The sequence below is a fragment of the Sulfitobacter sp. 1A13368 genome (genome assembly GCF_043557275.1).
GTDB classification, from domain to species: Bacteria; Pseudomonadota; Alphaproteobacteria; order Rhodobacterales; family Rhodobacteraceae; genus Sulfitobacter; species Sulfitobacter faviae.
The window spans coordinates 510,274-522,191 of the sequence record NZ_JBIFFR010000002.1 but is presented as its reverse complement, the minus strand read 5'-3'; the positions used below and the strand labels follow the sequence as shown (position 1 = coordinate 522,191).

12 protein-coding genes are annotated in these 11,918 nt (G+C 64.0%); 8 read left to right on the top strand and 4 right to left on the bottom strand.

Annotated elements, in window-relative coordinates; all coding sequences use genetic code 11:
- Positions 1-89: 89 nt before the first annotated feature.
- Together ACGYK4_RS06110 and ACGYK4_RS06105 are read left to right on the top strand one after the other, a co-directional pair.
- Entirely contained in the window at positions 90-509 is a 420-nt protein-coding gene (locus tag ACGYK4_RS06110) for a Fur family transcriptional regulator (RefSeq protein WP_067265902.1), read from the top strand.
- Positions 506-1,204: an NYN domain-containing protein gene (locus ACGYK4_RS06105; protein ID WP_394455591.1), complete on the top strand. Its 699-nt coding sequence runs from the start codon at positions 506-508 to the stop codon at positions 1,202-1,204. The genes ACGYK4_RS06110 and ACGYK4_RS06105 overlap by 4 nt, the downstream gene beginning before the upstream one ends.
- Positions 1,205-1,211: 7 nt before the next feature.
- On the opposite strand, the gene ACGYK4_RS06100 is transcribed toward ACGYK4_RS06105, so the two are convergent.
- Complete coding sequence (locus tag ACGYK4_RS06100; protein WP_394455589.1) at positions 1,212-2,273, bottom strand: AbrB family transcriptional regulator; 1,062 nt, start codon at positions 2,271-2,273, stop codon at positions 1,212-1,214.
- 130 nt (positions 2,274-2,403) lie between these two features.
- On the opposite strand from ACGYK4_RS06100, the gene ACGYK4_RS06095 reads away from it, so the two are divergent.
- The 3 genes from ACGYK4_RS06095 to ACGYK4_RS06085 are packed head-to-tail and all read left to right on the top strand — an operon-like array spanning position 2,404 to position 5,153.
- A complete protein-coding gene (locus tag ACGYK4_RS06095; protein WP_067265896.1) occupies positions 2,404-3,306 on the top strand; it encodes a DMT family transporter in 903 nt (300 codons plus the stop codon).
- Between the two features lie 33 nt (positions 3,307-3,339).
- Entirely contained in the window at positions 3,340-4,617 is a 1,278-nt protein-coding gene (gene eno / locus ACGYK4_RS06090; protein WP_394455587.1) for a phosphopyruvate hydratase, read from the top strand.
- Positions 4,617-5,153, top strand: coding sequence for a GNAT family N-acetyltransferase (locus ACGYK4_RS06085; protein ID WP_394455585.1), 537 nt, complete (start codon positions 4,617-4,619; stop codon positions 5,151-5,153). The genes eno and ACGYK4_RS06085 overlap by 1 nt, the downstream gene beginning before the upstream one ends.
- Positions 5,154-5,202: 49 nt before the next feature.
- Here ACGYK4_RS06085 and ACGYK4_RS06080 read toward each other — a convergent pair whose 3' ends face one another.
- Both ACGYK4_RS06080 and ACGYK4_RS06075 read right to left on the bottom strand, forming a co-directional pair.
- A complete protein-coding gene (locus ACGYK4_RS06080) occupies positions 5,203-5,883 on the bottom strand; it encodes a hypothetical protein (RefSeq protein WP_394455584.1) in 681 nt (226 codons plus the stop codon).
- Positions 5,884-6,116: 233 nt separating this feature from the next.
- Positions 6,117-7,244, bottom strand: coding sequence for an anhydro-N-acetylmuramic acid kinase (locus ACGYK4_RS06075; protein WP_394455583.1), 1,128 nt, complete (start codon positions 7,242-7,244; stop codon positions 6,117-6,119).
- Positions 7,245-7,310: 66 nt separating this feature from the next.
- On the opposite strand from ACGYK4_RS06075, the gene tyrS reads away from it, so the two are divergent.
- The 3 genes from tyrS to ACGYK4_RS06060 all read left to right on the top strand — a co-directional run bounded on the left by tyrS (position 7,311) and on the right by ACGYK4_RS06060 (position 10,062).
- The gene (gene tyrS / locus ACGYK4_RS06070) at positions 7,311-8,561 is read left to right on the top strand and encodes a tyrosine--tRNA ligase (RefSeq protein WP_394429829.1); all 1,251 of its coding nucleotides are present in this window, start codon (positions 7,311-7,313) and stop codon (positions 8,559-8,561) included.
- 134 nt (positions 8,562-8,695) lie between these two features.
- The gene (locus ACGYK4_RS06065) at positions 8,696-9,451 is read left to right on the top strand and encodes a 3-hydroxyacyl-CoA dehydrogenase (protein ID WP_394455582.1); all 756 of its coding nucleotides are present in this window, start codon (positions 8,696-8,698) and stop codon (positions 9,449-9,451) included.
- Complete coding sequence (locus tag ACGYK4_RS06060) at positions 9,451-10,062, top strand: hypothetical protein (RefSeq protein ID WP_394455581.1); 612 nt, start codon at positions 9,451-9,453, stop codon at positions 10,060-10,062. The genes ACGYK4_RS06065 and ACGYK4_RS06060 overlap by 1 nt, the downstream gene beginning before the upstream one ends.
- Here the strand turns inward: ACGYK4_RS06060 and ACGYK4_RS06055 are convergent.
- Positions 10,059-11,870 (bottom strand): ABC-F family ATP-binding cassette domain-containing protein, encoded by a 1,812-nt coding sequence (locus ACGYK4_RS06055; RefSeq protein ID WP_394455580.1) that lies wholly within the window; start codon positions 11,868-11,870, stop codon positions 10,059-10,061. The genes ACGYK4_RS06060 and ACGYK4_RS06055 overlap by 4 nt on opposite strands.
- Positions 11,871-11,918: the final 48 nt, after the last annotated feature.

Here is an 11,918-nt window from a genome sequence, read left to right as displayed (position 1 = left end):
CGCAAAAGTCAACCGGCGCGGTCAATTCCGGTGGCGTCCGGCGGTGCTAAAATGCTAGGACCGTAGTCCGACGGACGAAGGGCGAGACGATGCGCAACCCGATCATCAAACGCTGCGAGGCGATGGGCCTGCGCATGACAGGGCAACGCCGGGTCATCGCGCAGGTGATTCACGATAGCGAAGACCACCCCGATGCCGAAGAAATCCTGACCCGCGCCAGCGTGATCGACAGCGGCATCTCCATCGCCACGGTCTACCGCACGGTGAAGCTGTTTGAAGAAGCGGGCATCCTCGACAAGCTGGAATTCGGCGATGGCCGGGCGCGCTATGAAGACGCGCAGCGGGCGCATCACGACCACCTCATTGACGTGAACTCAGGCGAGGTCATCGAATTCGTCGATGCGGAAATCGAAGAGCTTCAGGAACGCATCGCGCGCAAACTGGGTTACAAATTACAGGGCCACCGGATGGAACTCTACGGTGTGCCGATCAAGAAGGATGACCCATGACAGAACGTGACCGCCCTTTGCTGGCTGTGTTGATCGACGCCGACAACGTGCCCGCAAAACATGCCGCAGCCATCATGCGGGAGGTCACGACGATTGGGGAGCCTGCCCTGCGCCGGGTCTATGGCGATTGGTCGAATGACCACCTCAAGGGCCGGAAAGCGCCGATCCGCGAGTTGGGTCTGGTGGCGCATCAGGAAACCGCGAACACCAAGGGCAAGAACGCCAGCGACATCGGGCTGGTCATTCAGGCGATGGACATTCTGCACAGCCGCCGCTTCGATATTATCGTGATCGTTTCCTCCGACAGCGATTTCACCGCGCTGGTGAACCGCCTACGCGAGGATGGGGTGACCGTCATCGGCATCGGCGAGAAGAAGACCCACGATTCGCTGCGCAATGTCTACAACCGCTTCATCCTGATAGAGAACCTCGACGAGGTAGATCCCGACACCCCCTCGCGGGCCAAGGCCAAGGTGGGCGATGCCCTGCCCCTGTTCAAAGCCGCGATGGACAAGATCGACACCGAAGACGATTGGTACAACCTCGGCCAGATCGGCCAGACCATTCAGGCAGCGCATCCCGACTTCGACAGCCGCACCTATGGCCATGGCAAGCTGAGCGCCTTGGCCGCCGACCTCAAAGCCTTGGAAACGCGCAAAGACGGCAACCGTTTGATGGTTCGCCTGAAAAGCTAACGCCGGATCATTCGGCGGCGCGCTGCTCTTGCCGCGCCACACGGGCGAGCATGGCGGGCAACAGCAGGCTCAGCACCACCAGACGCATGATGTGGCAGGCGGCCACGAAGCCCGGCACCACCGCCAGCACGGCGCCGAGGGCGATCATCGTCTCCAGCCCGCCGGGTGCGAAGGCCACCAGCACATGCCCCAGCGGCATGCCGAGCGCCCAGGCCACCGGCACCGCGCCAAGGCCCGCCAGCCCCACCGCAACGCCCGTGATCGCCAGCCCCGCGCCAAGCCCGCTTGCCAGACGCGCAGGCGTGATGCCCGAAAACCGCGTGCCGATGAGGCTGCCGAGCACGAGATAGGCGACAAGGGTCAGCCAGCCCGGCAGCACGCCAGTCTCTAGCCCAGTCAGATGCGCGATGGCCGAGACCACCATCGCCCCCATCAAGAGCGGCGCGGGCACGGAAAGACGGGCAAAGATCATCCCCACAACAACGGAGACGCCGATCATCACGAGGATCGACAGCAGGCTCATCCCCGCGCCCGCGGGGGCGATATTGCCGGTCATATCGACGCCCATCAGAAGGGCGGCGAAAGGCACGACGATGGTCAGCGCCAAAAGCCGGACCGACTGCGTGATCGAAATGCGCGGCACGTCCGACCCGCTGTCGCTGGCAATCGCCATGACGAAACTCAGATGTCCGGGGGCCGAGGCCAGAAGCGCGGAGCGCGCGTCAAAGCCAAAATACCGCGCCAGCATCCAACGGCAAAGCGCCATGATCCCCCAAATCACCCCGGTCATAAAGACAAAAGCCAGTGGCCAGCGCAGCATGGCGTTCACCGCATCTTGGTTGAACCCTGCCCCCACGACGATGCCCAGCACGACGAAACAGGCATCCCGCAGCCGCGGATCGACCGCCGTGCGCACCCCCATCAGGCCTAAGACACTCACCGCGATCACCGGGCCAAGCAGCATATAGACCGGCGCATTCAGCCACCAGAACAGCGCCGCACCAAAGGCCCCGGCCGCAAGGGTCAGCACTGTGTCGCGCGGGGCGAGCGAGGGGATCGGCCATCTCATGCGGTAGGGCTAGCACTCCGGTAGAGCCTGCGCCAGTGCCACACGCATGACGCGCATCGCGCGCCCTTGCCCTTTCGTCGCAAAAGGTTCATGGGCGACTGGCAATACCACGGGATGAAGGGGCGTGATCATGGACAATCTGCGCGGCGCGATGCTGATGGTGCTGGCCATGGCCGGTTTCGCGGTCGAGGACATGTTCGTCAAACTGACGAGCGATGCGCTCCCCGTCGGTCAGATCATCGCGCTTTTGGGCGCGGGCGGCGGGGCGATCTTTGCCGTGATCCTGCGCATTCAGGGAAAGCGCCTGTTCTCTGCCGATATGTTGACGCAGCCGATCCTGCTGCGTGCCGTGGGCGAAGTGCTGGGCACGCTCTGTTTCGTCACCGCCATCGTGCTGACGCCGCTCTCTTCGGCCTCGGCTATTTTGCAGGCGACCCCTCTGGCCGTCACCCTCGGTGCGGCGCTGTTCCTTGGCGAGCCGGTCGGCTGGCGGCGCTGGAGCGCGATCATCGTAGGCTTCCTCGGCGTGCTCTTGATCGTGCGCCCGGGGCTGGAGGGGTTCAACGCGCTGTCGCTTTTCGCCGTGGCCGGTGTCATCGGCCTCGCCTTGCGCGACTTGGCGACACGCAAAGTTCCCAAAAGCATCAGCTCCATGCAGCTTAGCTTTCTGGCCTTTATCGTCTTGGTCCCCGCAGGGCTGATCCTGATGCTGGCCGCAGGCACGCCCGCCGCCATGCCCGGCGGGGCCGAGGTGCTCTATCTCGCCGGGGCGATGGTGATCGGGGTGCTGGCATATTACGCCATCGTCGCCGCCATGCGCGTGGGCGAGGTGAGCTTCGTCACCCCCTTTCGCTATACACGCATGCTCTTTGCGCTGGTGGCGGGGATCGTGGTTTTCGACGAATCCCCCGACAGGCTGACGCTGGTCGGGGCCGCGATCATCATCGCCTCGGGGGTCTATACCCTGCTGCGCGAACGCAAAATTACCCCCCGGCCCCGCCGCGGTCTTTCCAAGCCGGGCCTGCCGGGGTAAACCGCACCAAACCCGAACATGAGGAAAATGCCCATGAGCACGATCATCGACATCCACGCCCGCGAAATCCTCGACAGCCGGGGCAACCCGACGGTTGAAGTCGACGTTATCCTCGAAGACGGCACCATGGGCCGCGCCGCTGTCCCCTCCGGTGCCTCGACCGGCGCCTATGAGGCGAACGAGCGGCGCGACGGCGACAAGTCGCGCTATCTGGGCAAAGGCGTGCTCGAAGCCTGCGCCGCGGTCAATGGCGAGATTGCCGAGGCGCTCGTGGGGGTCGAGGCGACGGAACAGGTCGAGATCGACGAGATGATGATCGAACTCGACGGGACCGAGAACAAATCCCGCCTCGGCGCCAACGCGATCTTGGGCGTGTCGATGGCCGCGGCCAAGGCGGCGGCGGACTATTGCGCGCAGCCGCTCTACCGCTACATCGGCGGCACCACCGCACGCGTGCTGCCGGTGCCGATGATGAACATCATCAACGGCGGCGAACATGCCGACAACCCGATCGACATTCAGGAATTCATGATCATGCCGGTCGCCGCGGAGAACATCCGCGAAGCCGTGCGCATGGGGGCCGAGGTGTTCCACACGCTGAAGAAAGAGCTTTCCGCCGCGGGCCTGTCGACCGGGATCGGCGACGAGGGCGGCTTTGCCCCCAACATCAGCTCCTCGCGCGATGCGCTTGATTTCATTCTGAAGTCTATCGAAAAAGCGGGCTACAAACCGGGCGAAGACATGTATCTCGCCCTCGATTGCGCGGCGACGGAATACTACAAAGACGGCAAATATGTCCTCTCCGGCGAAGGCAAAACCCTGTCGAGCGCAGAGAACGCCGACTACCTCGCGGCTCTCGTGAACGACTACCCGATCATCTCCATCGAAGACGGCATGGCCGAAGACGATTGGGGCGGTTGGAAGGCGCTGACCGACCTTTTGGGCGGCAAGGTCCAACTGGTGGGAGATGACCTTTTCGTCACCAACCCTGCCCGTCTGAGCGATGGCATCCAGCGCGGCGCGGCGAACTCCATGCTGGTCAAGGTCAACCAGATCGGCACCCTGACCGAGACCCTCAAAGCCGTGGATATCGCGCATCGCGCGGGCTACACCAACGTCATGTCGCACCGCTCGGGCGAGACCGAAGACGCCACGATTGCCGACCTTGCCGTGGCCACCAACTGCGGTCAGATCAAGACCGGCTCGCTGGCGCGGTCCGACAGACTGGCGAAGTACAACCAGTTGATCCGTATCGAGGAAATGCTGGGCGAGACCGCTCAATACGCGGGCCGCTCGATCCTGCGCGGCTGATGTCGGCCCTCACCATCCGCCCTGTCACCACCGCTGCGGACCTCGCGGCGGTGGTCAACCTCTGCTGGGCCTATCGCGACTTCCTCTACCACTTCGGCCCGACCGAACAGCGGATCGTCGAGACTTTCTACCCCCAAGACAAATACAGCGCCCTGATGGCGCGCCTGCCCGAGGAACACGCCCGTCCGCGCGGCATCATCCTATTGGCCGAGCGGGATGGCATCCCCCTAGGCTGCGGCATGTCCCATGCGCTGACCGAGACGGAGAGCGAGATCAAACGCGTCTTCGTCACCGATGCGGCCCGTGGCACGGGGGCGGGCCGGGCGATCTGTCAGCGCCTTGTCGATCAAGCGCGGGAGGACGGATTCGCAAAGGTCTATCTCGACACCTCCGTGGGCTTCGCCCCTGCCCGCGCGCTTTATCGCTCGCTTGGGTTTGTTGAGCGCGGGCCCTATCAACCGATGCCGGATTTCACGCGGGATGCGATCTGTTTCTTTGAGATGCCGCTGAGGGACGTGGCTGCGCCAGCCGACTAACGCAAACGGGGCGGCCAGATTGCCGCCCCGTTTTTCATTGCCGCGCGGTTTACCCGGCGAAGAGTTTTAGGAACTTCTGCTTCGAATACCCCACCTTCAGTGCCCCACGGTCCGACAGGCGGGGCGCGATGCGCATGCGGATGATATCCCGGTCGGTATCAAGGGCTGCGTTGAGGCGCAGCACCGCGTCGACCTTGCCGTTTGGCCCCGGGGCGACCTCTTCGATCATGCCGACCAAGACACTGTCTTTGCTCCAGACCGGCGCGCCGATGAGGGTCGCGATGTTGATCGGTCTTGGGGTGGTGGCACTGTTGTCGCCGCCGGTGATCGCCCGGCCTGCGGTCGCCGTGGGGGTGCTATCGGGGTCATCCGTCCCGCTGTGCCCGCTGCCACCGCCGACCGAGACGCCAGCTCCGGCCCCCAGACCGTCACCGCCGCCCACCGAAGCGCCGACGCCTGCGTTCACACCGTCGCCCCCACCGACCGAAGCACCAACTCCGGCCCCGATGCCATCACTGCCACCGACCGAAGCGCCAACTCCGGCCCCGATGCCGTCACTGCCGCCAACCGAAGCGCCGACACCGACATCCGCGCCGCCAAGGTCGCCATGGCCCCCGACGCTGACCCCAACCCCGAGGCCGATTTCGGCCTGCGCCGCGGGTGCGAGCATGAGCGTCACTGCCGTAACGGCGAGGCTGTTTTTGAAAGCACCTGTGTGAAAGATAGTCATAGCGAATCTCCTTCTCTAAGCCGGTCGAATGCCTTCGACCCTTGGCCCCCACAGGGAACCTACGCGGGAAGTCGCAACGATGTTTCAAGAAAATTGCGCTATAGTTGTATTTTTCGCAACTTTGTTAGCAAGTTGGCGCTCTTGCCGATATGACGGCATAGCGGCTGCACGCTGGGGCCTTAAAATCCCTCTCCGGCACCTTTCCGTCAAAGTTAGGCAACGCCCCGGCCACCTCACTCCCGGCTGACGGTGCCCCCGCCCACGGCGGCGCGGACGCCTGTCGTGCCGGGGCACGAGGTTGGCAGCCCGCGCGCCACGCGTACTGCCAGATAGGCAAAGGCCTGCGCCTCCAGCATGTCGCCATCGAGGCCGATCTCCTCCACCGGGGCGACGGGGCAATCGAGGCTGACATCCAACATCCGCATCAGCACCGGATTATGCCGCCCGCCGCCCGTCACATAGACGCGTTCGGGCGGGGCTGGGCAATGCTGCATCGCCTCGGCCACGCCAGCCGCGCACATGGCAGTGAGGGTCGCGCAGGCATCGGCATCGGAGAGCTCACCCACAAGGGCCACCATCTCGGCAAAATCGTTCCGGTCGAGGGATTTGGGCGGCATGCGTGCGAAATAAGGCTCGGCCAGAAACAGTTCCAAGGCGCCCTGCTCCACCCTGCCCCGCGCGGCCAACTTGCCGCCTTCGTCATAGTCTTGCCCGAGCCGAGCCTGCATCAAATCATTGATCGGCGCATTGGCGGGGCCGGTGTCAAAGGCCAGCAACGCGCCGTCCTCCTCCGGGCGGGCCACGCGCGGATCGACCCATGTCAGGTTGCCCACGCCGCCGAGGTTCAGGAAGGCCACCGGCCCTTTTTGCCCGGCGTAGCGCGCGCAGGCGTGGTGAAAGAAGGGGGCGAGCGGAGCGCCCTCGCCGCCCAGTTCAACATCGGCGCTGCGGAAATCCCAGACCACGGGCAGGCCAATCTCTCGCGCCAGCAGCGCCCCGTTGCCGACTTGCAGCGTGCCCTGCATGCGTGGGGCATGGGCGAGTGTTTGGCCGTGAAAACCGATGAGGTCGACCTCGGGCGCTTCTTTCAGCAGGTCGGCCAGAAGCGCCAGATGCGCGGCCTCCACCGCCTTGGCGGCCTCCTCAACCTCGGCCCCGTGCCACTTGCCGAAGCCCGCGGCGATCACGCGCCGCTCTTCGGCGGAATAGCTGCGATAGGCGCTGCGGCCAAAGCTGGCGATGCCCTGCCCATCGGTGCGCAAAATAGCGGCGTCCACCCCATCCAGAGAGGTGCCCGACATCATTCCCAAAGCCGTCACCACTTCGGTTCCGGCATCTTGCCTGTGCTTGGCCCTATTCATGGCCTTTTCCTTTGCCGCTCGTGCGCATATAGATTGCCCCGCAATACAGTTTTGAGGCAAGTCACCATGACATACCATCCCAAATCGGAGTTCATCCACACGATGATGCAGCGCGGCTTTCTGGCCGATTGCACCGATTATCAGGGGTTGGACGAAGCCCTGCTGAAAGGCGCGGCCCCGGCCTATGTGGGCTATGACGCCACGGCCAAATCGCTGCACGTGGGGCATCTGGTCAATATCATGATGCTGCGCTGGCTGCAGAAATGTGGCGGCAAGCCGATCACCCTGATGGGTGGCGGCACGACCAAGGTGGGCGATCCCTCCTTCCGCTCGGACGAACGCCCGCTGCTGACGCCCGAGGCGATCGACGACAATATTGAAGGCATCCGTCAGGTCTTTGCCCAATACCTCGATTACGGCGAGGGCGAGAATGGCGCCTTGATGCTGAACAACGCGGAATGGCTCGACGGGTTGAACTACCTCGACTTCCTGCGCGACATCGGGCGGCATTTCTCGATTAACCGGATGCTGAGCTTTGAGAGCGTGAAGTCCCGTTTGGACCGCGAGCAGTCGCTGTCTTTCCTTGAGTTCAACTACATGATTCTCCAAGCCTATGACTTCATGGAGCTGCACCGCCGCTATGGCTGCATTCTCCAGATGGGCGGGTCGGATCAATGGGGCAATATCGTCAACGGCATCGACCTGACCCGCCGGGTGATCGACGGGGAGGTTTACGGCCTGACGTCACCGCTCTTGACCACCAGCGACGGCAAGAAGATGGGCAAATCGGCGGGCGGTGCGGTCTGGCTCAATGGCGATATGCTGAGCCCTTATGAGTTCTGGCAGTTCTGGCGCAATTGCACCGATGCCGATGTGGGCCGTTTCCTCAAGCTCTACACCGAGCTGCCGGTCAATGAATGCGACCGTCTGGGCGCGCTGGCGGGGTCCGAGATCAACGAGGCGAAGGTGCGTCTGGCCAATGAGGTCACCGGTCTCCTCCACGGGGAAGAGGCCGCCCGCAACGCCGAAGCCACCGCGCGTGAAGTCTTTGAAAAAGGCGGTGTGGGCGATGACCTGCCCACCCTGACCCTGTCGGCGGCGGATGTGGGCGATGGGGTTTCCATCGTGCAATTGCTGGTGAAATCGGGCCTTGCCGGCTCTGGCAAAGAAGCCAAGCGCCTGATCGCCGAGAACGGCGCACGGATCGACGACAAACCGCTGACCGATGCGGGCATGATGCTGGATGCGGGCGCGCTGTCCTCCCCGGTCAAACTCAGCGCGGGCAAGAAGCGCCACGCGCTGGTGCAGGTCGGCTAATCTCTCACGGGGCGGGCTTCGGTCTGCCCCGTATTCCCTGCTCCCACAGCCCTCCTCCCGCCGCAACGGCATCCCTTGCATGGGGTGAGACTTCGTGCTGAACTGAACAAGTGTTCATATCGGGGGGAGCCATCATGAAACTAGACCGTACAGCCGCCATCATCACCGGGGGCGCCTCGGGGCTTGGCGAAGCCACGGCGCGCTATTTTGCGTCGCAGGGCGCGCAGGTCACCCTGTTGGACCGTGACGCCACCCGGGGCGAAGCCATCGCGAAAGAGATCGGCGGCCACTATGTCTTGACCGATGTAACGGATGAGACCTCGGTGCAGGAAGCGGTGGACTATGCCCAAGAAAAGATGGGCTGGATCACCGCGGCGGTGAATTGCGCGGGCATCGCACTTGGGATCAAAACCACGGGCCGCGATGGGCCGCATCCGCTCGACGCCTTTCAACGCACCATCGACATCAACCTCGTCGGCAGCTTTAACGTGGCGCGGCTGGCGGCGGTGGCTATGGCCAAGAACACCCCCGAAGACGACGGCGCGCGCGGGGTGATCATTAACACCGCTTCCATCGCTGCCTTCGACGGGCAAAAGGGCCAAGCCGCCTATGCCGCCTCCAAGGGTGGGATTGCGGGCATGACCCTGCCGATGGCGCGGGATCTGGCCAAGGAAGGGATTCGCGTGATGACCATCGCGCCGGGCATCTTCAAAACGCCGATGCTGGCCGGGCTGCCGGAAGAGGTGCAGGCCGAATTGGCCAAGGATGTGCCCAACCCGCCGCGCCTTGGCGATCCGTCTGAATACGGGCGGCTGGCCGGGTTCATCGTCGAAATGGGCTATCTCAATGGTGAGGTCATCCGCCTCGACGGCGCGCTCAGGATGCGCTGATGCCGCTGCAAAACCGCGTCCAACCGGATGGGGAGATCATCGCCCACCCGGCGCGGGGCAGCTTCATGGGCAACCGTGGCATCCTGCATGACGAAAACGGACTGCACCCCAAACGCCGTTGGGCGCATCAGAATTGGGTCTGTTGTCGGCTCAGTTTCAAGGGGCGTCGCCGCAAGCTGATGGCGCCGCGCCATTACACCGAGCTGTTCTTTCTTGATGAGGCCGTGGCCTTTGCCGCCGGTCACCGCCCTTGCGCGGAATGCCGTGCTGCGGATTATCGACGGTTTCGCGCGTGTTGCGACCTCCCCGGCCCTGCCGCGGATTTTGACCGTCAGTTGCACGCCGAACGGGCCGTGCCGCGCGTTTTTAGTCAGCGCCGCCATGGGGATGTAGAAGCACAGGACCTGCCCGACGGCAGTTTCGTCTTGGATCGCGATGGCCAGAGCGGCGTGCTTCTCGGCGATGCCCTTCACCCCTATGCGCCGGAGGGCTACGGGGCTGCGCAGCGACGCCCGCAGGGCCGCGTCACCCTGCTCACCCCGCCAAGCATCGTCGCGGCATTCCGCAACGGTTACCGCCCGCAGATCGCTTTGGCAGGGGCGCGGGGTTAGCCCTGCGCCTTCTCCTCCAGCGCCATCCACTCTTCTTCGGCGTTAGAGAGCTTTTCATGCCGCTGCACCAGCGCATCGGTGGCTTTCTGAAACTTCACCGGCTCGCGGGTGAAAAGCTCTGCATCGCTGAGCAGTTCTTCGAGCTTGCCAATCTCGGCCTCCAACCGCTCGATCTCAGCGGGCAAAGCTTCGAGCCGGTGTTTTTCGGTAAAGCTGAGCCCGCCCGCGGATTGCTTTTTCTCAGCTTTCGGCTCGGCCTTGCTCGGCTTGGGCTTGACCACACTCTGTGCAAAATCATCCTGCCCGCGCTGTGCCAGATAATCCGACCAGCCGCCCGCATAGACCGTGGCGCGGCCATCCCCCTCCATTGCGATGGTCGCCGCCGCCACCCGGTCGAGGAAGTCACGGTCGTGGCTGACCAGCAGCACGGTGCCGTCATAGGTGCCCAAGAGTTCTTGCATCAGGTCCAACGTCTCAACGTCGAGATCGTTCGTCGGCTCGTCGAGCACCAAAAGGTTCGAGGAGCGCGCCATGATTTTGGCCAAGAGCAGCCGCGCCTTTTCGCCGCCCGAAAGTGAGCGGACCGGCGCGCGGGCCTGTGCTTCGTCAAAGAGGAATTCCTTGAGGTAGCCGACCACATGTTTCGGCTGGCCGCGCACGAGCACCTGATCGGCCTTGCCCGAGACGCGCATTTCGGGATCGCCGGTCAGGCTGTCCCAAAGGGTCATGTCGCCCTCAAGCTGCGCGCGCGCCTGATCGAACAGCGCCAGTTCCAGATTGGTGCCGAGCTTGATCTCGCCCGCGTCGGGCTGTTCTTTGCCGATCAGCATGTTCAAAAGCGTGGTCTTACCCACACCATTCGGCCCGACCAACGCAATCCGGTCGCCGCGCTGCACGGTGATCGAGAAGTCGCGCAGGATCTGTTTGTCGCCGAATTTCTTGGCGATACCGCTCGCTTCGATCACCTTGCGGCCTGACTTCGGCCCAGCCTCCAGCGCCATGGCCGCGGTGCCTTGCCGTTTGATCTGCGCCGAGCGTTCGGCGCGCAACTCCTGAAGCGCGCGCACCCGGCCCTGATTGCGCTTGCGCCGGGCCGAGATCCCCTCGACCGCCCAACGCGCCTCAGCCTTGATCTTGCGGTTCAGCTTGTGGCGCTGCATGTCCTCTTCTTCCCAGACCTGATCGCGCCATGCCTCGAACCCTTCAAAGCCGATGTCCTGACGGCGCACGGTGCCGCGGTCGACCCAGAGGGTCGCGCGGGTCAGCTCGCGCAGGAAGGCGCGGTCGTGGCTGATGATGACAAAGGCGGTGCGGGTGCCCTTTAGCTCGGATTCGAGCCATGCGATGGCTTCGATGTCGAGGTGGTTGGTCGGCTCGTCCAGCAGCATCAGTTCCGGCTCTTCGGCCATCAGCCGCGCCAGTGCCGCGCGGCGACGCTCCCCGCCCGATGCGGTGGCCACAGGGCGCGCCGGATCAAACTTCAGCCCCTCGCCTGCGCGTTCCACCTTATACATCTCACCCGGATCCAGCCCATGGGCCGCGAAGTCGCCAAGCGTCTCAAAGCCCGAGAGGTCCGGCTCCTGCTCCATATAGCCGACCGAGACGCCGGGCCCGGCCACAACCGCCCCGCTGTCGGGCTCTACCAGCCCGGCCATGACCTTCATCAGCGTCGATTTGCCCGAGCCGTTGCGGCCCACCAGGGCCAACCGATCGCCGGTCTGCACCACGAGGGAGAGGTCTTCGAAAACAGGATCGCCGCCAAAGGTCAGCGAAATGTCGGTGAGTTGTAAAAGGGGTGCGCGTGCCATGCCTGCCAGCTATCTTTCGGCGCGGGCAAGGTCAATGTCCAAAGGCGG

Coding starts and splice junctions, on each gene's coding strand:
- ACGYK4_RS06110 (WP_067265902.1), top strand. CDS start 90: ATGCGCAACCCGATCATCAAACGCTGCGAGGCGATGGGCCTGCGCATG.
- ACGYK4_RS06105 (WP_394455591.1), top strand. CDS start 506: ATGACAGAACGTGACCGCCCTTTGCTGGCTGTGTTGATCGACGCCGAC.
- ACGYK4_RS06100 (WP_394455589.1), bottom strand. CDS start 2,273: ATGAGATGGCCGATCCCCTCGCTCGCCCCGCGCGACACAGTGCTGACC.
- ACGYK4_RS06095 (WP_067265896.1), top strand. CDS start 2,404: ATGGACAATCTGCGCGGCGCGATGCTGATGGTGCTGGCCATGGCCGGT.
- eno (WP_394455587.1), top strand. CDS start 3,340: ATGAGCACGATCATCGACATCCACGCCCGCGAAATCCTCGACAGCCGG.
- ACGYK4_RS06085 (WP_394455585.1), top strand. CDS start 4,617: ATGTCGGCCCTCACCATCCGCCCTGTCACCACCGCTGCGGACCTCGCG.
- ACGYK4_RS06080 (WP_394455584.1), bottom strand. CDS start 5,883: ATGACTATCTTTCACACAGGTGCTTTCAAAAACAGCCTCGCCGTTACG.
- ACGYK4_RS06075 (WP_394455583.1), bottom strand. CDS start 7,244: ATGAATAGGGCCAAGCACAGGCAAGATGCCGGAACCGAAGTGGTGACG.
- tyrS (WP_394429829.1), top strand. CDS start 7,311: ATGACATACCATCCCAAATCGGAGTTCATCCACACGATGATGCAGCGC.
- ACGYK4_RS06065 (WP_394455582.1), top strand. CDS start 8,696: ATGAAACTAGACCGTACAGCCGCCATCATCACCGGGGGCGCCTCGGGG.
- ACGYK4_RS06060 (WP_394455581.1), top strand. CDS start 9,451: ATGCCGCTGCAAAACCGCGTCCAACCGGATGGGGAGATCATCGCCCAC.
- ACGYK4_RS06055 (WP_394455580.1), bottom strand. CDS start 11,870: ATGGCACGCGCACCCCTTTTACAACTCACCGACATTTCGCTGACCTTT.